Origin of the sequence: Streptomyces sp. CA-179760, assembly GCF_050937045.1 — a bacterium.
Classification (GTDB): Bacteria; Actinomycetota; Actinomycetes; order Streptomycetales; family Streptomycetaceae; genus Streptomyces.
On sequence record NZ_JBNJLZ010000001.1, the window covers coordinates 7,898,590 to 7,917,008 of the forward strand.

The following is an 18,419-nucleotide window of genomic DNA, read 5'->3' on the forward strand; positions in this document are numbered from 1 at the left end:
GGGGAACTGAGCATCTTCTGCGGCCCCTGAGCGCCGGGGAGATGACAGCGGGAGGATGGGCGGGTGCTGTCCCGGGCCCGGGGCCTGACTCATGATATTTCTGACCGAAGTGTCCCGCTGTCACAGTGTCGGCCTTTGGCCGGGGATGGTGCGTTGTCGGTACCGGACTGGCGGGGCGTGTCCCGATAGGGGCCTGCCGATCGCTGTGGCGTCCTCACGATTCTGACCGTCCGACGCGGCCCGGTACCGGCAACGCGACATGTCATAGGACCGGGAAGGGATCGGGTATGGCGAACTCGACCATGTCCATTACGTTGCCTCCTCCGAAGTCCCGCCGTCGTCGCCCCGCGGGGGAGGTGGTGCTGGGCGTGGATACGCACCGGGATGCCCATGTGGCTTCGGTGCTTTCCTTGACGGGGGCGGTGCTGGCCACCGATGAGTTCCGTGCCACCGCTGCCGGATACCGGGATCTGCTGAAGTGGGCGAGGAAGTCGGGAATCGTGCGGCGGGCCGGGGTGGAAGGGACCGGCTCTAACGGGGCATCCCTGACCCGCTATCTGCTGGCCCAGGGCGTGAACGTGTTTGATGTGAACTGGATGGACCGGGCAGATCGCCGTCGGCGCGGTAAATCTGATCCGCTCGATGCCCAGAACGCGGCCAGGGCCGTATTGAGCGGCCGGGCCTGCGCGCGGGCCAAATCGGGCGACGGGCCGGTGCAGATCGCGAGAATGTACAAACTCACGAAGGCGTCAGCCGTCAAAGCCCGCACCCAGGCCATCAACCAGCTCAAAGCCGTCCTCGTCACCGCTGATCCCGCCTTGCGGGAAGAGCTGGCCGAACTGGGCAATGCCGAACTCTTCCGTACCTGTGCACGGTTCACCGACGCGAGCAGCCGCGAGGAGGTCGGCGAGGAGTCGGTGCTGCAGGCCACTCGGATCACGCTGGGGCTGCTGGCCTTCCGGATCGGTCGGCTCTCCGAGCAGATCCGGGAGGTGGACGCTCGTCTGGCCCGGCTCGTGGAATGCCACGCGCCGCAGCTGCTCGACGTGGTGGGGATCGGTCCGGACACGGCGGTCACGTTGCTGATCACGGTGGGGGACAACCCGGAACGGCTGGACAGTGAAGCGTCCTTCGCCTCACTGTGCGGGGTCAGCCCCGTCGAGCGTTCCTCGGGACGCCGACAGGTCCGTCGCCTCAACCGCGGCGGCGACCGGCAGGCCAACGCCGCGCTCCACCGGATCGTGTTCACCCGCCTGCGGGTCGACCCGCGCACCCAGGACTACTACGAGCGGCGGATCAAGGAGGGCAAGACCCGCCGCGAAATCGTCCGCTGCCTCAAACGCTATGCTGCCCGCGAGGTCTTCCACCTGGTCAAACAGCTACAGCCAGACCCCCGCTCATAGGGGCTGTCGTGACAGATGAGAGGCTCAGACGGGTGAGCGAGACACCACCGAACACCCTGCAATACCGCTTTGACGGGCCAGAAGACGCTCCCGTCCTGATCCTGGGTCCCTCACTGGGTACCACATGGCACATGTGGGACCGCCAGATCCCCGAGCTGATCAAGCACTGGCGCGTCTTCCGCTTCGACCTGCCCGGACACGGTGGCGCTCCCGCGTACCCGGCGGGCTCGGTCAACGACCTCACCACACGGCTGCTGGCCACGCTCGAGGGGCTCGGCGTGCAGCGCTTCGGCTACGCGGGCTGCGCGCTCGGCGGTGCGGTCGGCATCGAGCTGGCCCTGCGCCACCCCGAGCGGCTCGCCTCCCTGGCGCTGATCGCGACCTCGCCCCGCTTCGGCACGGCCGACGAGTTCCGGCAGAGAGGCGTGATCGTCCGCACGAACGGCCTCGACCCCATCGCCCGCACCTCGCCCGAGCGCTGGTTCACCGGCGGGTTCGCCGCCGCGCAGCCCGCGATCACCGAGTGGGCCGTGCAGATGGTCCGCACCACCGACCCCGGCTGCTACATCGCCAGCTGCGAGGCGCTCGCCTCGTTCGACGTCCGGGTCGAACTCGGCCGCGTCGGCGTGCCGACCCTGGTCCTCGTCGGCTCGGACGACCAGGTCACCGGCCCCGCCGAGGCCCGCACCCTGGTCGCCGGCATCCCGGACGCCCGCCTCGCCGTCGTCCCCGGCGCCTCCCACCTGGTGCCGGTGGAGCAGCCCGCGGCGGTCACCGACCTGCTGGTGCGGCACTTCTCCACCGCCTGGCAGCCGGCCTTCGACACCTCAACAGGCCATACGGCCCTGCCCGCGGCCGCCGTCAAGCCGGCCCTGTCCCCGGTACCGTCGCAGCCCCTCCAGACCGGGCCCGTCGCCGAGATCGCCCCGGTGGTGGCGCCCCCGGCGCAGGGGCGGCCCGACCCGTACGACGCCGGGATCAAGGTCCGCCGCGAGGTGCTGGGCGACGCGCACGTCGACCGGGCGCTGGCGCAGGCCGACGACTTCTCCGGGGACTTCCAGGAGTTCATCACCCGCTACGCCTGGGGCGAGGTCTGGGACCGCCCCGGGCTCGACCGGCGCACCCGCAGTTGCGTCACCCTCACCGCCCTGGTCGCCGGCGGTCACCTGGACGAGCTGGCCTTCCACACCCGGGCCGCCCTGCGCAACGGCCTCACCCCGGGCGAGATCAAGGAGGTGCTGCTCCAGGCGGCCGTCTACTGCGGAGTCCCGGCGGCGAACAGCGCGTTCAAGGTCGCCCAGCAGGTCATCCGCGAGGAGACCACGCCCCAGGAGTGAGGGCGCGGGCGACCCGGAGGCAGGATGGACTCATGAAGCTCACGAAGATGTCGCACGCCTGCGTCCGTCTGGAGAAGGACGGCCGGACCCTCGTCCTCGACCCCGGCGGGTTCAGCGAGGAGGACGCCGCGCTCGGCGCGGACGCGATCCTCGTCACCCATGAGCACCCCGACCACTTCGACGAGTTCCGGCTGCGCGCCGCGATGGAGAACAACCCGGCAGCGGAGATCTGGACCCTGAAATCCGTCGCCGAGAAGATCTCCTCCGCCTTCCCCGGCCGCGTCCACACCGTCGGCCACGGCGACGGCTTCACCGCCGCCGGCTTCGACGTCCAGGTCCACGGCGAACTCCACGCGGTGATCCACCCGGACATCCCGCGCATCACCAACGTCGGCTACCTCGTCGACGGCGGCAAGGTCTTCCACCCCGGCGACGCCCTCACCGTCCCCGACCACCCGGTGGAGACGCTGATGCTCCCGGTCATGGCCCCGTGGAGCAAGATCTCCGAGGTCATCGACTACGTCCGCGAGGTGGAGCCGCAGCGCGCCTACGACATCCACGACGCCCTCCTCACCGACCTCGCGCGCCCGATCTACGACCGTCAGATCGGCAACCTGGCCGGGGCGGAACACCTGCGGCTCACCCCCGGGGCGTCGGCCGACCTCTGAAGCCGGGCTCCGAGCGCCGGCCTCCGAGGCCGGGAAGGCGTTGTCAGACCCTCCGGGTAGGTTGTGGGACATGCGCATCGCGACCTGGAACGTGAACTCGATCACCGCCCGCCTGCCGAGGCTCCTGGCCTGGCTGGAGAGCAGCGGCACGGACGTGCTGTGCCTCCAGGAGGCCAAGGTCTCCGAGGAGCAGTTCCCCGCGGAGCAGCTGCGCGAGCTGGGCTACGAGTCGGCGGTCCACGCGACCGGCCGGTGGAACGGCGTGGCGGTGCTCTCCCGCGTCGGCATCGAGGACGTGGTCAAGGGCCTGCCCGGCGACCCCGGGTTCGACGGCTCGGTGGAGCCCCGCGCCATCTCGGCGACCTGCGGCTCTCTCCGCGTCTGGTCGGTCTACGTGCCGAACGGCCGCGAGGTGGACCACCCGCACTACGCCTACAAGCTCCAGTGGTTCGAGGCCCTCAAGGCCGCCGTCGCCGGTGACGCGGCCGGCGGCCGCCCCTTCGCGGTGATGGGCGACTACAACGTGGCGCCGACGGACGATGACGTCTACGACCGCGCGGCCTTCGAGGGCGCGACCCACGTCACCCCCGCCGAGCGCGCGGCCCTTGCGTCCCTGCGCGAGGCGGGCCTGTCGGACGTGGTCCCGCGGCCCCTGAAGTACGACCACCCGTTCACGTACTGGGACTACCGTCAGCTCTGCTTCCCGAAGAACCGCGGCATGCGCATCGACCTGGTGTACGCCAACGCGCCGTTCGGCAAGGCGGTCAAGGACGCGTACGTGGACCGCGAGGAGCGCAAGGGCAAGGGAGCCTCGGACCACGCGCCGGTCGTGGTCGACCTGGACGTGTGACCCACAGCGGCCGACCGGCTCACAGCAGCCGCAGGTCGACCGAGTCCGCGAGCGCCGCCAGCCCCGCGTCCCCGGGATGCAGATGGTCGCCGCTGTCGTAGGCGGGCAGGATCCGCGCGGGGCGGCCGGGTCGCGTACGACGGCGTCGAAGTCGAGCACCCCGTCGAAGACGCCGCCTTGCCGGATCCACTCGTTCACCGCGACCCGTTCGGCGTCGACGGTCGCCGTGCACCGCGTCTCACCCGCGCACGGCAGGATCGTCGCCGCGAGCATCCTGAGCCCCCGGGCCTGCCCGCGCGCCGCCAGCTCCCGCAGCCCCGCGATCACGTGTTCCGCTGAGGCGCCCCAGCGCACGTCGTTGACGCCCTCGAAGACGACCGCCGTACGGACCGAGGGCTGGGCGAGGACGTCCCGGTCGAAGCGGTGCAGGGCACTCACCCCGGCCGTGTCCGTGGACACCCCGTCGCCGGGATACCGGTCGGTGACCACCCGGTTGCCCGAGACGCCCTGGTTCAGCACCCCGTAGCGCGGCACGGCGCTCTGCCGCAGCAGGCGGCCGGCCAGCACGTTCGGCCACCGCCGGTTCGCGTCCACCGTGGACTTGTCGCCGTCGGTGATCGAGTCCCCGAGCAGCACCACGGACCCGGGCCCGCCGCTCACATCGACTGCGGCGAGCAGCGGCCAGCTGGTGATCACCGAGGTGTACGCCCCGGCGGTGCCGTCCGCCGTGTGGTCCCCGGGCTCGCTGACGTACGACCGCTGCTGCGCGAGCCGGTGCAGGGGCGCCGCCGGCACCGTGCCGGGCAGGTGGAAACTGACCAGCAGGTCGGCGTCCGCCGGCACCGCGAAGCCCAGCGGATCGCTGTACGCCTGGGCCCCGGCCGGGATCTCCACGCTCTCAGCACCGCCGAAGGACAGCGGCACCGGCGTCCCGCGTGCCGCCGCGCCCGAGTCCCGCACGGCGACCGTCGCGCCGCGGATCCGTACCGGGGCCGCCGCGAAGGTGTTGTCGAACCGCATCCGCACCCGGGGCCCGCCCGCCGACGTGTGCACCACCAGCCGCAGCGTCCGGTCCGTCCAGGGCCCCACGGCCGCGTAGCCGCCCGTCGACGTCGTCCAGCTGCCCGTCCAGCCCTGCGTGGCCGTCCGTACCGACACCGCGAAGACGTGCAGCCCGGCGGCGCGCGGCAGCCGGACCGAGGCGAGCTCGCGGCCCCGCGTCAGCGGCACCGTCACGACGTACAGGCGGGCCTGCTCGGCGAGTTGCCCGCCAGGCGTGTTGATGTGCGGCAGGGCCACCGCCTTCGTGGCGAGCGGCCCGGTGCGCCAGTCGGGCGCGGTCAGCCGGTATCCGGAACGGGCGCCGTTCGCGTACGTGACCGTGCCCGGGCCGCCCGTCTCCGTGCCTGCCGTGCCCGCCACCAGGAAGGCGAGGGCGTCGCCGCGCCCCGCGACACGGACATCCTGACCGGCGGCGCGGACGTTGTCCGGCTCGCCCGGCTGCCGCCGCGGCCAGGTCAGCCGGGCCCCCTGGACGGTCAGGGTGCGCCCGGGCACCCAGCCCGCCGCCGTGAGGTCCCGCGCCGACAGGGAGGCGCCGGCGCCGTCGAAGTCGGCCGCCGCGGGCCGGGCGTCGTCGCTGACGGCGATGTTGTCGAACAGCCGCTCAAGCGGCACCGGCGCGGCCCGTCTCTCCTGGGCGGCACCGACGGGCTGCGCCGACACCGCCGGCACCGCCGACAACGAGGACCCGCACAGGGCCAGGACGACCAGGAACCCCCGGACACATCGGCGCACGGCCGACTCCTCCCGCTCATCGACACACGAGACACACGAGACACACGAAGCGGCAACACCGAACGACGGACGGAACAGAAGACACCACGAAGGCAGAGACGCAAGACGCACGGTGAAGCTAGGGAGACAACAGGGACTCGTCAACGCGCCATGCGCGAACTCGGCGTGAACTCGACCGTCAGCTACGGCCCGCGCGCCTGTGGTGCGTACGGCGGTACGAATGACACGCTGGACGTATGAACATCCCTTTCCTGGGCAACCGGCGCCAGAAGGTCGGGTTCCCCGACCCCGCGGGCATCGAGGACCTGCTCGCCGAGTGCGAACTGCTCCGCTCCCAGGCGTCCCGGGCGGGGGTCCGGCTGGACGACTCGGTGGCCTCGCTGGAGGCGCTGGACCAGCTGCTGCCGCGCTGGCGGGACGACGAGGAGACCCTGACGTGGCTCGGCAACGACGCCGGGCTCTACCTGGGCACCGTCGTCGTGCGCACCGTGCCGGGGGCTGCCTGGGAGATCCGGTCCGACGGGCAGCCCGTCGTGCGGCTCGCCTCCGGCAGGGAGTTCGACGTCGTGGCCTCCGGGCACGAGTGGGCCGCCTACGGCGTGCCCGAGCTGTCGCAGCTGTACGCGGAAGTCGCGGAGGCGTGAGGCTCATGACCGCACCCCTGACCGCACCCATGGCCGTACCATTTCACCCAAAGTGCGATGTAAATACGGCTAATGATCGAAAAGTGCGTGTCGCCCGACAAGTCCGATCTTGCCTGGATACGTTGCGGCAACCACCACACAGCTGAGAGTGAGTAGGGCTGAGTATGGCCGTAGATCCGCTGATCGAGCTGCGTGACGTCAACAAGCACTTCGGGGAGCTGCATGTCCTGCGGGACATCAACCTCACCGTCGGCAAGGGGGAGGTGGTCGTGGTCATCGGCCCCTCGGGGTCGGGAAAGTCGACGCTGTGCCGGGCGATCAACCGGCTGGAGACCATCGAGTCGGGGTCGATCGTCCTCGACGGACAGCCGCTGCCCGAGGAGGGCAAGCCCCTGGCCCGGCTGCGCGCCGACGTCGGCATGGTCTTCCAGTCGTTCAACCTCTTCGCTCACAAGACCGTCCTGCAGAACGTCTCCCTGGGGCAGGTCAAGGTCCGCGGGCGCCGGAAGGAGGACGCCGACAAGCGCTCCCGTGAACTCCTCGACCGGGTCGGCGTCGCCAACCAGGCGGACAAGTACCCGGCGCAGCTCTCCGGCGGTCAGCAGCAGCGCGTGGCCATCGCCCGTGCCCTGGCCATGGAACCCAAGGCGATGCTCTTCGACGAGCCGACCTCGGCCCTCGACCCGGAGATGATCAACGAGGTGCTGGAGGTCATGAAGCAACTGGCCCGCGACGGCATGACCATGATCGTCGTCACGCACGAGATGGGCTTCGCCCGCTCGGCCGCCAATCGTGTCGTCTTCATGTCCGACGGAGGGATCGTCGAGGACCGCACCCCCGACGAGTTCTTCACCAACCCCGCCAGCGACCGCGCCAAGGACTTCCTCTCCAAGATCCTCAAGCACTGAACGGGCAGCCACCGGACGGCTCATCGGATCGGACCTCGACTACGATGTGCCCTTCATCCCTGTCGGAGAGGGGGACTTCGCCGAAATCCGCCGATCCCGTCAGGGGTGAGCAGACCGCCCGCCCGGTCCGCGGGTGTTCCCGCCGGGTGTGGCCCCCACGGCCCTTCCGGCCACGGGGGCGGGCGGTTCACATCGGCCAGGCCCGTCCGGCGGCAGCCGGAGATCACTGCTCGCGCAGCGGGACCGACACGTACGACGGGTCGTTCGCAGGCGAGGAGAAGGTCAGCTGCGCGCCGGACGGGTTGTGCTCGATGTAGAGCGGGTCGACCGTGTCGACGACCAGGGCGAGGCGATGCCCGGCCGGGACGTCGTAGGCCGTGGAGTACAGCTCCAGGTCGACGCCGAACGGCTTTCCGGGGGTGCGCCCGTGGAAGGTGTACGGCGCGTGGGAGACCAGCTTGCCGAGGCCGAGCGGCCCCACGTCGTAGAGGTAGGCGACGAGGGTGCCGCTCTCCTTGGTGGGGGTGAGGGTCGTGTGCAACTTCGCGGTACCGCGCACCTGTTGGGCTGCCGCGTACTTCTGTGACTGCCAAACGGCGGCCCAGCGGCGGGGGAGCAGCGGGATCGAGGCCATCGGGGGCAGCTGGGCCACCTGGTCGAGGATGCTGGACAGGAAGACGACTCCGCCGTCCGCCCCCGAGTTCACGTTCGCGCGGATCGTGGTCGTGCCCCGAGGGTGATCTTCCGGTCGGTCGCGGCGACCGACTTCCAGTCGGGATAGCCCTCGTAGCCGCCCGCGGAACGGGACTTGAGCTGGACCGGCTGCTCACGGTCGATGCCGTTGTCCGCGCCCCTGAGGTAGTGGTCGAACCAGCGTGTGGTGTCCTTCCACACGTCGTTGGGCAGCCCGAACAGGCCGGTCATCTCCGCCGTGGCGTGGTCTCCGGGCCGCATCTCCAGCCGCTTCGGACCGGTCAGCTTCTCGTAGAAGTCCGCGTACTGGTTGGGCGGGAAGATCGAGTCGCCCCAGGCGTTGGCGAGCATGATCGCCGCGCCGTTCTTGTTGATCTGGTCGACATAGGTCGCAGCGGAACGTTTCTTCCCCAGGCGACGAGCTCCGGCTCCTTCGTCAGGTTGGAGGCGTAGAAGTCGTCGAAGATCTGCCGGAGTTCGGCGCTCTGACGGCCGGTGACGAGGCTCGCGCCGTCCAGCAGGGCGGAGGCCTGGACGTGCTGGGTGCGCCCGGCGTAGATCGAGTCGATCAGATCGGCCCAGCCGCTGAGCGAGGCGACCGCCTTGACCCGCTTGTCCTGCGCGGCGGTGAGCAGGCTGATGCCGGCGCCGTAGGAGACGCCCGCCATGCCGATGTGCCCCGCGTCCGAGGGGGTGTTCGCGATCGCCCAGTCGATGACCTTCGACGCGTCGGCGATGTCGGGTGGGCCCGCTACTTCTATCTCGCCGCCCGACTGCCAGAAGCCGCGCACGTTGTACGTGACCACGACGTATCCGGAGTCGGCGAGTTTCTGTGCCTGGGCCAGATATTCGACCTGGGGCAGGCCCCAGCTCGTGGGCATGACGAGCAGCGGGTAGCGGTGCGTGCCGTCGGCCCCGGCCGGGGTGACGACGTTGGCCTTGAGGACGGTGCCGCCCTCGCCGGTGATGTCGACGAAGCGGACGGGGTTCGGCGCCGCCTGGGCGGTGGGGGCGAGTCCGAGGGCTGTGCCGGCGACCAGGGTCGCCGAGACCGCTCCGACGGCGGTGGTGCGCAGGGCCTTGCGGGCGTGTCCCACGGGTCACTCCTCACTCGTGTAAGTGCAAAGTGACCGAACGGTAACCTCGCCGCCTTACCAGTGGTAACCCGTCGGCAAGTTACGTGCCAGTAACGATTGTTGAGAAGTGGAGGAACTCAGGAGGCCCGGTGGCTGTTGCGTGGATTCGCGGCGGCGGGGAGCGGAGTCTGCGCTGCCCGGGTCACGTCCTCCACCAGTTCGACCACGTCCGGCCCGTACGCCTGGGAGTTGATCACCTTCAGCAGCAGCGCGAAGGAACTGTTGCCGTACTTGCGGGCCAGTTTCTCGTGATTGCGGGCGAGGTAGCGGGTGGTGGCCTGGTTGGTGATCGAGGTCTGGCCGCAGAAGAGATAGACGGGCCGGATGTTCTGGCTGCGCTCGGCGGTCAGCCGGGCGAGCAGCGCGTACTCCTCCTTGCCGTTGTCCACGCGGTAGCGCTCGGAGCCGATCTGGAACGATCCCCGGTCCGGCCCCGGTTCGGAGTCCATGTTCACCCGCACCCCGGGGAGCAGCGAGGACAGATGGGCCGCCATGCGGCGGTTGGAGGCCGGGCCGCCGACACAGAACTCCGTCCGCTCCCCGAAGCCCTGACGTGCCGTGTCGTGCGGCAATATCTGGGCGTGGGCGTTGCAGTCCTTGATCAGCGCGGCGAGTTCGAGGAGGGCGAACACGTCGTAGCGCATCACGGCGAACTCGGGCCCTCCGGCGCCCCGGTTCACCACCAGCAGCGATTCGGAGTTGTCGGGCAGGCCGAAGAAGGACTGCTTCCGGCGGAGCCTCCGCTTCCACAGGTAGGTGCGGGCCACCCAGCCCAGCCCGGCGCTGATACCCGCCGCGACCACACCCAGAACGATGTTGCGCACGTCGTCATTCATGGGCGCGCATGGTAGCGGGCCCGACGCACCGGTGTTCGACGCGTGCCTGACGCGACCATGGCCATGAATTAAGCTGCGCGGACGGCCTTTGACTGGAGGTGCGGATGCGTCGCCCTGTCGCACGGAATCTGACGGTCCTGGCGGTTTCGGCCGCCGTGGTGATGTCGGTGGGATCGGCGGCGCCACCCGCCGCGCAGACCACCGGCGATGAGAAAACTCCCTTGGCTGTCGGCTACGGCGGCGCCGTCTCCAGCGTCGACCCGGACGCCTCGGCCGCCGGGATCGAGGTCCTGCGCAAGGGCGGCAACGCCGTCGACGCGGCCGTCGCCACGGCCGCCGCGCTCGGCGTCACCGAGCCCTACTCCGCCGGCATCGGCGGGGGCGGCTACTTCGTCTACTACGACGCCAAGTCCCGTACGGTGCGCACCATCGACGGCCGCGAGACCGCTCCGCTGTCCGCCGACAAGAACCTGTTCACCGAGAACGGCAAGCCCATCCCGTTCGCCGACGCCGTCAGCAGCGGCCTGAGCGTCGGCACGCCCGGCACGCCCGCCACCTGGCAGACGGCACTGGACCAGTGGGGCAGCAAGCGGCTCGCGAGCGTCCTGAAGCCGGCCGAGTGGCTGGCGCGCGACGGCTTCAGGGTCGACGAGACCTTCCGTTCGCAGACGGCGTCCAACGAGGCCCGCTTCCGCTACTTCCCGGACACCGCCGAACTGTTCCTGCCGGGGGGACGGCTTCCCGTCGTCGGCTCCACCTTCAAGAACCCCGACCTCGCCGGCACCTACGCGGAGCTCGGGCATCAGGGCGTCGGCGCGATCTACCGAGGCGGCCTCGGCCGGGAGATCGTCGACACGGTCAACAAACCGCCAGTCGACCCGGCCACCGGCTGGAACGCCCGCCCCGGCGACCTGTCCGTCAAGGACCTGGCCGCCTACCGCACCAAGCTCCAGGCACCCACCAGGACCACCTACCGCGGCCTCGGTGTCTACTCCATGGCGCCCTCGTCCTCCGGCGGTACGACGGTCGGCGAGGCGCTCAACATCCTGGAGCGGACCGACCTGTCGAAGGCGAGCAAGGCGAAGTACCTGCACCGCTTCATCGAGGCCAGCCGGATCGCGTTCGCGGACCGGGGGCGATGGGTGGGCGACCCCGCGTTCGAGGACGTGCCGACGAAGGAACTGCTGTCGCAGAGGTTCGCCGACTCCCGCGAGTGCCTGATCAAGGACGACGCCGTGCTCTCCAGCCCGGTGCCGCCCGGCGATCCACGTCATCCCGAGCGGTGTGGCTCCGGTGGCAAGGCCGCCCCGACGACGTACGAGGGTGACAGCACCACGCATCTGACGGTCGCCGACAAGTGGGGGAACGTCGTCGCCTACACGCTCACCATCGAGCAGACCGGCGGCAGCGGGATCACCGTGCCGGGGCGGGGGTTCATCCTCAACAACGAGCTGACGGACTTCTCCTTCACACCGGCGAACCCGGCCGTGCACGACCCGAACCTGCCCGGGCCCGGGAAGCGGCCCAGGTCCTCCATCTCGCCGACGATCGTGCTCGACCGGCACGACAAGCCCGTGGTGGCGCTGGGGTCGCCGGGTGGGGCGACGATCATCACGACCGTCCTGCAGACGCTGACCGGGTTCGTCGACCGGGGGTTGCCGCTGGTCGATGCGATCGCGGCGCCGCGGGCGAGTCAGCGGAATGCCGCGCAGACCGAGCTGGAACCGGGGTTGTATGACAATGCCGAGTTGAGGAAGCAGCTCGAGGCGATCGGGCATTCCTTCAAGGCCAACCCTGAGATCGGGGCGGCTACGGGTGTTCAGCGGCTGCCGGGTGGGAAGTGGCTGGCGGCCGCTGAGAAGGTACGGCGGGGCGGGGGATCGGCGATGGTGGTGCGGCCGGTTCGCTGAAGGATGTCGTCCGCGGGTGCGTGGGGGCTGGTCGCGCCCCACGCGGCGGAGCCGCACATCGATACAGCCCCGCGCCCCTTTCAGGGCGTTGCTGAACCGTGCGTCTTGAAGGCCAAGTGGCCGTCCTCCACGTCCACCGTCACCCGGCCGTTCTCCTCCACCCGGCCGTCCAGCAACAGCCGGGACAGCTCGTTGTCCACCTCGCGCTGGATCGTGCGGCGCAGCGGGCGGGCGCCGTACTCCGGCTGGTAGCCGTGGTCGGCCAGCCATTCCACCGCCTGGTCGGTGAAGGTCACCGTGATGCCCTTGTCCTGGACGAGGGAACGGGTGCGGTCCAGCAGGAGGTTGGTGATCCGGCGCAGCTGGTCGGTGGTGAGCTGGCGGAAGACGACGATCTCGTCGATGCGGTTGAGGAACTCGGGGCGGAAGTGCTCGCGCAGCGGGCGCAGGATCTGCTCGCGCCGGGCCTCCTCGTCCGCGTCGTCGCCGCCTGACGCGAAGCCCATCGTGGCGCCGCGGCGGGTGATCGCCTCGGAGCCGAGGTTGCTGGTCATCGTGATGACGGTGTTGGTGAAGTCCACCGTGCGGCCCTGGGAGTCGGTCAGCCGGCCGTCGTCGAGGACCTGGAGCAGGATGTTGAAGACGTCCGGGTGTGCCTTCTCCACCTCGTCGAGGAGAAGGAGCGAGTACGGGTGACGGCGGACGACCTCGGTGAGCTGGCCGGCCTCCTCGTGGCCGACGTAGCCGGGCGGGGCACCGATCAGGCGGCTGACGGTGTGCCGCTCCTGGTACTCGCTCATGTCGAGGCGGACCATGCGGTCCTCGCTGCCGAACAGCGCCTCGGCGAGCGCCCGGGCCAGTTCGGTCTTGCCGACCCCGGTCGGGCCGAGGAAGAGGAAGCTGCCGATCGGCCGGTCGGGGCTGGCCAGGCCGGCGCGGGAGCGCAGCACCGCGTCGGAGACGACCCGCACGGCCTCGTCCTGGCCGACCACCCGCTGGTGCAGATGCTCCTCCAGGCCGAGCAGCCGGTCCTTCTCCTCCTGGGTGAGGCTGCTCACCGGGATGCCGGTCTGGCGTGACACCACCTCGGCGATCGACTCGGCCTCGACGACGAGGTCCTGGCCCTCGTCGATCTCGCTCTCGCCGCCGGCCTGGGCGATCCGCTGCTTCACGTCCAGGATCCGGTCGCGCAACTGGGTGGCCTGCTCGTACTGTTCGTCCGCGACCGCCTGGTCCTTGTCCAGGGTCAGCTGCTCCAGTTCCCGCTCCAGGGCCCGTACGTCCGTGCCCTTGGTCCGGGCCCGCAGCCGCACCCGGGCACCGGCCTGGTCGATCAGGTCGATGGCCTTGTCCGGCAGGCGGCGGTCGGTGAGATAGCGGTCCGACAGCTCCACGGCCGCCACCAGCGCCTCGTCGGTGTAGCGGACCTGGTGGTGGGCCTCGTAGCGGTCCCGCAGGCCGCGCAGGATCTCGATCGTGTCCGCGGTGGTCGGCTCCGGGACCATGATCGGCTGGAAGCGGCGGGCCAGCGCGGCGTCCTTCTCGATCCGGCGGTACTCCTCCAGCGTGGTGGCGCCCACGACGTGCAGCTCACCCCGGGCGAGGGCCGGCTTGAGGATGTTGCCGGCGTCCAGTGAACTGCCGTCGCCGCCACCGGAACCGGCGCCCACGACCGTGTGCAGCTCGTCGATGAAGATGATCAACTGCTCGGAGTGGGAGCGGATCTCACTGACGATGTTGTTCATCCGCTCCTCGAAGTCACCCCGGTAGCGGGTGCCCGCGACGACGCCCGTCAGGTCCAGGGCGACCACGCGGCGCCCGGTCAGTATGTCGGGCACGTCCCCTCGGAGACGCGCTGCGCCAGCCCCTCCACGACGGCGGTCTTGCCGACGCCCGCGTCACCGATCAGCACCGGGTTGTTCTTGCCGCGGCGGGAGAGGACCTCGACGGTCTGCTCGATCTCCTCGTCCCGGCCGATCACCGGGTCGATACGCCCCTGCCGGGCCAGTTCGGTGAGGTCGCGGCCGTACTTGTCCAGGGTCGGCGTGTTCGTCGGGCGCGGCCGCTCGGCCTGGGGGACCTCCGGCGCCTCGGGCGGGGCGGAAGGCGCGAAACGGGCCGCGTTCAGGATGTGCCCGGCGGCCGAGTCGGGGTTCGAGGCCAGGGCGCTGAGCACATGCTCCGGGCCGATGTAGCCGTAGCCGCGGGCCCGGGCCATGTCGTGCGCGTCCAGCAGGGCCCGTTTGGCGGCCGGGGTGAGGGACAGCGTGGTCGGCGGCGGCGCGTCCTTGGGGCCGTGCTGGGCCGGGCCCGACCGGTCGTCGATCTGCGACGCCAGCGAGTCGGGATTGGCCCCGGCCTTGGTGAGCAGGGTCCGGGTGGGCTCGGTGGCGAGCGCCGCCCGCAGCAGATGCTCCGTGTCGAGGTCCCGGCTGCCGTGCTCGGCGGCGTACTGGGCGGCGCCGCGCACGAGCTCCCGGGCCGGCTGGCTGAGCAGCCGTCCGAGGTCGATCTGCCGCGGGCCGGGACGTGGTCCGCCGAAGAAGCGTGCGAGGAATTCTCCGAAGGGGTCCGAGCCGTAGCCGCCCTCCGGGCTGGTGAAGCCGCTGCTCATGGGCCTTCCGTTCCCGGCGTCCCCGGCGCCCGCGCGGGGGGACGCCCTCGCTGGTCGACGTGCCGGGGTCGGGTAACCCGGGTGGCAGCCGGTTACACCTGGGACGCGCTCGTAGAACACCTTCGCACGATCGTCGGCGGCGGGCACCTTAGGGACATTCCCGGAGGATTCGGGGTCGGCGGCATACGGTAGGTGTGGGTCAGCGCGCCGTCAGGATCCTCGGTCCGGAATCCGTGATCGCCACCGTGTGCTCCGCGTGGGCGGCGCGGGAGCCGTCGTTCGTCATCAGGGTCCAGCCGTCGGGGGCCGCGTGGAAGTCGTCCGTGCCGCCCCCGATGACCATGGGCTCGATCGCCAGCACCATGCCGTGCCGCAGGCGCATGCCCCGTCCCGGCCGGCCCTCGTTCGGCACCCCGGGGTCCTCGTGCATACGGCGGCCGATGCCGTGGCCACCGAAGCCGTCCGGGATGCCGTAGCCGGCACCGCGGCACACCGTGCCGATCGCGTGGGCGATGTCGCCGATGCGGTTGCCCACGACGGCCGCCCCGATACCCGCCGCGAGGGCCCGCTCGGCGGTCTCGACCAGACGTAGATCGCCCTTGCGCGGGGTGCCGACGACGAAGCTGAGGGCCGAGTCGCCGACCCAGCCGCCCAGTTCGGCGCCGAAGTCGAGGGAGACGAGGTCGCCGTCGCGCAGGCGGTAGCGGCCCGGGACGCCGTGCACGATCGCGTCGTTGACCGAGGTGCACAGGACGGCGGGGAAGGGGGTCGGGGCGAAGGAGGGCCGGTATCCCAGGAACGGCGAGGTCGCGCCCGCCTCGCGCAGCACGTCGTGCGCCACCTCGTCCAGTTCCAGCAGGGAGACGCCCACGTCGGCGGCCTTGCGTGCGGCCGTCAGGGCGCGGGCGACGACCTGGCCCGCCTCGTACATGGCATCGATCGATGTGTCGGTCTTGAGTTCCACCATGCCAATTACTATACCGGTATTAGAATGGGGGCATGGTGCGTACCCCTCTCACCCCCGAAGAGCGCGAACGTGGCGAGCGGCTGGGCCGGCTGCTGCGTGAAGCGCGTGGCGACCGGAGTATGACGGAGATCGCCGCGAAGGCGGGCATCTCCGCCGAGACCCTCCGGAAGATCGAGACCGGACGGGCCCCCACCCCGGCCTTCTTCACGGTGGCCGCGCTGGCCGGCGTGCTCGGGCTGTCCATGGACGAAGTGGCGCAGCGGTGCGCGTTTGCACCGGTCTGACGACCTGGTGCTGAGGCTCCCGCGTCGCGCGCGAAAACTCCCCGTAGCACTCCTGTAACACGACTGGTGTTGCCTACGGGGCGGAGAGCTCCGGTCTGGCGGGAGTTGAGCGATGGCGGCGGATCAACTCCCGGGCAGGGTCCGGGAGTTCGCGAACTACCTGGATGGTCTGCTGGCACGCCTGGATGCGTCCGGCGGCTGGTGCGCGGTGTTCTGGCAGCGTGACCCGGAGGGCATGCGGGCCTGCCTCGACGGGCATGAGGTGCCGCCCTGGGATGTGGTGGAGGCACTGCTGCAGGACCTCGCCGGGCAGTACGGTCCCGGGGGCGCGGGCCCGGAGACGGAACGCGCCCGGTCCCTTCATGCCGCCGCGCTCGCCGCGTACGATGCCCGGCCGGGCGGCCGCGACGCCCTCGGGGACCGGCTGGACGTCATGCTCCGCGAGCAGAGATACGCCGCCGAACGCCATGCCGGCCTGAGCCGCCTCCTCGCCTCGGCCGCCACCCGGGAGCAGGCCGACGCCCTCCGCCTCGACCTCGCCTGGGCCCAGGACGACCACGAACGCGCGACGGCACGCTGCGCGGAGCTGCGCGGGCGGATGTCCCGCATGGATCGCCGCGACCGCGGCGCCGCTTTTTTCCGGGAGAGAGGTGTCCCGGGCGGGGGCAGCGAGGGTGCGCCGGGGGACGCGTCGGGGGTGTTCGGCGGCGGGGGAGGGGCCGGCGCCGCGCGTGCGCGTGGTGGCGGAGCGTCGGGGGCCGCCGCGGGTGTGCGTGGCGGGGAGGCTTCGGGGCGTGCCGCGGGTGTGCGTGGCGGGGAGAGTTCGGGGTCTGCCGAGGGTGTGCGTGGCGAGGGGGCGCCAGGGGCTGCCTCGACGGTGTCCGGCGGCGGGGCGCCGGTGGATGCTCCGCGAGGCGACGCCGGCCCGAGCGGGCCGGCTGACGTGTTCGGCGGCGCGAGGCCGGCCGTAGGCGCACCCGAGTTCGGGGCCGGTAGGGCCGCGGACGGAGCCCGTGCGGCCGGTGGCGGAGCCCGTGCGGCCGGTGGCGGTGCGGGCGAGGGTGGTGTTCGTGGGTTCGGCGGAGGTGCGGTCGAGGGCGGTGTCCGTGCGACCGGTGGAGAGATGGCCGACGGTGGTCCTCGCGCGTACGGCGGCGACGCGGTCGTGGGTGGTGTCCGCCCGTACGGCGGCGACGCGGCCGAGGGTGGTGTGAGCGCAACCGGCGGCGGGGCGGCCGAGGGTGGTCCTCGCGCGTCCCGCGGCCAGGCAGCCGAAGGCGCTGTCCGTGGGTACGGCGACGGAAGGCAGGCCGCCGGGGCACATCCCCGGGCTCGGCGTGCCCCGGGTGGACCGTACGACCCCGGGGCGCCCGCCTCGCCCACCCCGCCGTGGCACACCACCCCACACCCGGCGTCCGGCGCAGCCGTTGACGCCGGGCGGCACGACTCCCGGCATGCGGCGGCCGGTCCTGAGCCGGAGCGCGATGCTCATGAGCATCCGGCAGGCCAGGCCGTTCCCCCGGAGGCCGCTGGTGCCCCCACCACGTTTCCGGCCCCCGAGCCCCCGGCCCCCCAGCAGCCCACCCCCAAGCAGCGCAAACGCCGCCGGGGCAGTGCCCGCTTCGCCGGGATGGACGAGGAGGACGCCGCGCCCGTCGTCGTGCCGCCCGCTGCCGTACCGACACTGCCCGAGCCCGCCCCCGCCACCGGCCGCACCCGGCGCGGCGCGCGTTTCGCCGGGGTCGCCGAAGAAGCCGCGGCCCAGCACGCGGAGCCGCAGGGCGAGTCAGGCGGCGCGGCGGACCGGGCGGAGGTCGCCCGGACGGTCGAGGCGCTGGCACGGCTGCGTGCCGAGGGGCGCAGCGGGGAGGCGCACGCGCTGCTGGTCGAGCTGACCTCCTCGTCCCCTGCCCGGTTCCCGCTGCTCGCGGGCGAACTGGAGCGGGCCGGGCTGGGCGCGGACTGGCAGACCCTGCTGTGGGAGGCAGCCTCACTGCCCGCGGGCCACCTGGTCGCCGCGGCGGACGCGCTGGGCGCTGCCGGGCGCGTGGGGGACGGGCAGCAGATCCTGCGGCAGGGCGTCGCCCGGCCCCCGGCCGAGGTCGGTGCGGCCGTCCTCGCGCTGGCCGCCGAGAGCCGTCACCGCGAGGTGCGCGAGCTGCTCGACGCGTATGTGAGAGCCCGCACCCCCGAGGAGGCGGCCCGCAGTGCCGAGCCCGATCCCCGGCGCCTCGTACCGCTCCTGCTGGCCGCCGCCCAGGGCGTTTCGGACGAGCGCCGCTGGGATCTCGTGCACGCGCTCCGGGTCGCCGGATTCCCCGCCTGACCGGCGCCACCGTGCCCCGGGCGACTCACCCACAGGAGTGCGAATC

Annotated in this window: 12 protein-coding genes and 3 pseudogenes; 9 read left to right on the top strand and 6 right to left on the bottom strand. The window is 71.6% G+C overall.

From position 1 onward, the window contains the following. The first annotated feature begins 302 nt into the window (after window positions 1-302). From ACQEV8_RS35830 to ACQEV8_RS35845, 4 genes are all read left to right on the top strand, one after another. Window positions 303-1,403: an IS110 family transposase gene (locus ACQEV8_RS35830; RefSeq protein ID WP_432973238.1), complete on the top strand. Its 1,101-nt coding sequence runs from the start codon at window positions 303-305 to the stop codon at window positions 1,401-1,403. Between the two features lie 32 nt (window positions 1,404-1,435). Next, on the top strand, window positions 1,436-2,740 hold the full coding sequence (gene pcaC / locus ACQEV8_RS35835) for a 4-carboxymuconolactone decarboxylase (protein ID WP_432968940.1): 1,305 nt from the start codon (window positions 1,436-1,438) through the stop codon (window positions 2,738-2,740). A gap of 32 nt (window positions 2,741-2,772) precedes the next feature. Beyond that, window positions 2,773-3,408, top strand: coding sequence for an MBL fold metallo-hydrolase (locus tag ACQEV8_RS35840; protein ID WP_432968943.1), 636 nt, complete (start codon window positions 2,773-2,775; stop codon window positions 3,406-3,408). A 70-nt stretch (window positions 3,409-3,478) separates the two neighbouring features. Continuing rightward, window positions 3,479-4,258: an exodeoxyribonuclease III gene (locus ACQEV8_RS35845; protein WP_432968946.1), complete on the top strand. Its 780-nt coding sequence runs from the start codon at window positions 3,479-3,481 to the stop codon at window positions 4,256-4,258. A 19-nt stretch (window positions 4,259-4,277) separates the two neighbouring features. Here ACQEV8_RS35845 and ACQEV8_RS35850 read toward each other — a convergent pair. Beyond that, window positions 4,278-6,055: pseudogene (locus ACQEV8_RS35850) on the bottom strand (SGNH/GDSL hydrolase family protein). A 236-nt stretch (window positions 6,056-6,291) separates the two neighbouring features. Between ACQEV8_RS35850 and ACQEV8_RS35855 the strand changes: the two are divergent. Continuing rightward, entirely contained in the window at window positions 6,292-6,699 is a 408-nt protein-coding gene (locus ACQEV8_RS35855; RefSeq protein WP_432968949.1) for a DUF6278 family protein, read from the top strand. A 164-nt stretch (window positions 6,700-6,863) separates the two neighbouring features. Further along, window positions 6,864-7,607: an amino acid ABC transporter ATP-binding protein gene (locus ACQEV8_RS35860; protein ID WP_432968952.1), complete on the top strand. Its 744-nt coding sequence runs from the start codon at window positions 6,864-6,866 to the stop codon at window positions 7,605-7,607. A gap of 223 nt (window positions 7,608-7,830) precedes the next feature. Here ACQEV8_RS35860 and ACQEV8_RS35865 read toward each other — a convergent pair. Continuing rightward, window positions 7,831-9,397: pseudogene (locus ACQEV8_RS35865) on the bottom strand (alpha/beta fold hydrolase). Between the two features lie 116 nt (window positions 9,398-9,513). Further along, window positions 9,514-10,272: a hypothetical protein gene (locus ACQEV8_RS35870; protein WP_432968955.1), complete on the bottom strand. Its 759-nt coding sequence runs from the start codon at window positions 10,270-10,272 to the stop codon at window positions 9,514-9,516. Between the two features lie 104 nt (window positions 10,273-10,376). Between ACQEV8_RS35870 and ggt the strand changes: the two genes are divergently transcribed. Beyond that, entirely contained in the window at window positions 10,377-12,182 is a 1,806-nt protein-coding gene (gene ggt / locus ACQEV8_RS35875; protein ID WP_432968958.1) for a gamma-glutamyltransferase, read from the top strand. An 80-nt stretch (window positions 12,183-12,262) separates the two neighbouring features. On the opposite strand, the pseudogene ACQEV8_RS35880 reads toward ggt, so the two are convergent. Next, window positions 12,263-14,796 (bottom strand): annotated as a pseudogene (locus tag ACQEV8_RS35880) (ATP-dependent Clp protease ATP-binding subunit). Window positions 14,797-14,995: 199 nt separating this feature from the next. Next, a complete protein-coding gene (gene map, locus ACQEV8_RS35885) occupies window positions 14,996-15,763 on the bottom strand; it encodes a type I methionyl aminopeptidase (protein WP_432968961.1) in 768 nt (255 codons plus the stop codon). A gap of 32 nt (window positions 15,764-15,795) precedes the next feature. Here map and ACQEV8_RS35890 point away from each other — a divergent pair, with 32 nt between their 5' ends. After that, complete coding sequence (locus tag ACQEV8_RS35890) at window positions 15,796-16,047, top strand: helix-turn-helix domain-containing protein (protein ID WP_432968964.1); 252 nt, start codon at window positions 15,796-15,798, stop codon at window positions 16,045-16,047. 73 nt (window positions 16,048-16,120) lie between these two features. Here the strand turns inward: ACQEV8_RS35890 and ACQEV8_RS35895 are convergent, their stop codons facing one another. Then, window positions 16,121-17,539 carry a hypothetical protein gene (locus ACQEV8_RS35895; RefSeq protein ID WP_432968967.1) on the bottom strand — a complete coding sequence of 473 codons (1,419 nt, stop codon included), beginning with the start codon at window positions 17,537-17,539 and terminating at the stop codon, window positions 16,121-16,123. A 138-nt stretch (window positions 17,540-17,677) separates the two neighbouring features. Here ACQEV8_RS35895 and ACQEV8_RS35900 point away from each other — a divergent pair, with 138 nt between their 5' ends. Beyond that, window positions 17,678-18,373: a hypothetical protein gene (locus ACQEV8_RS35900; protein ID WP_432968970.1), complete on the top strand. Its 696-nt coding sequence runs from the start codon at window positions 17,678-17,680 to the stop codon at window positions 18,371-18,373. The last annotated feature ends 46 nt before the right edge of the window (window positions 18,374-18,419 follow it).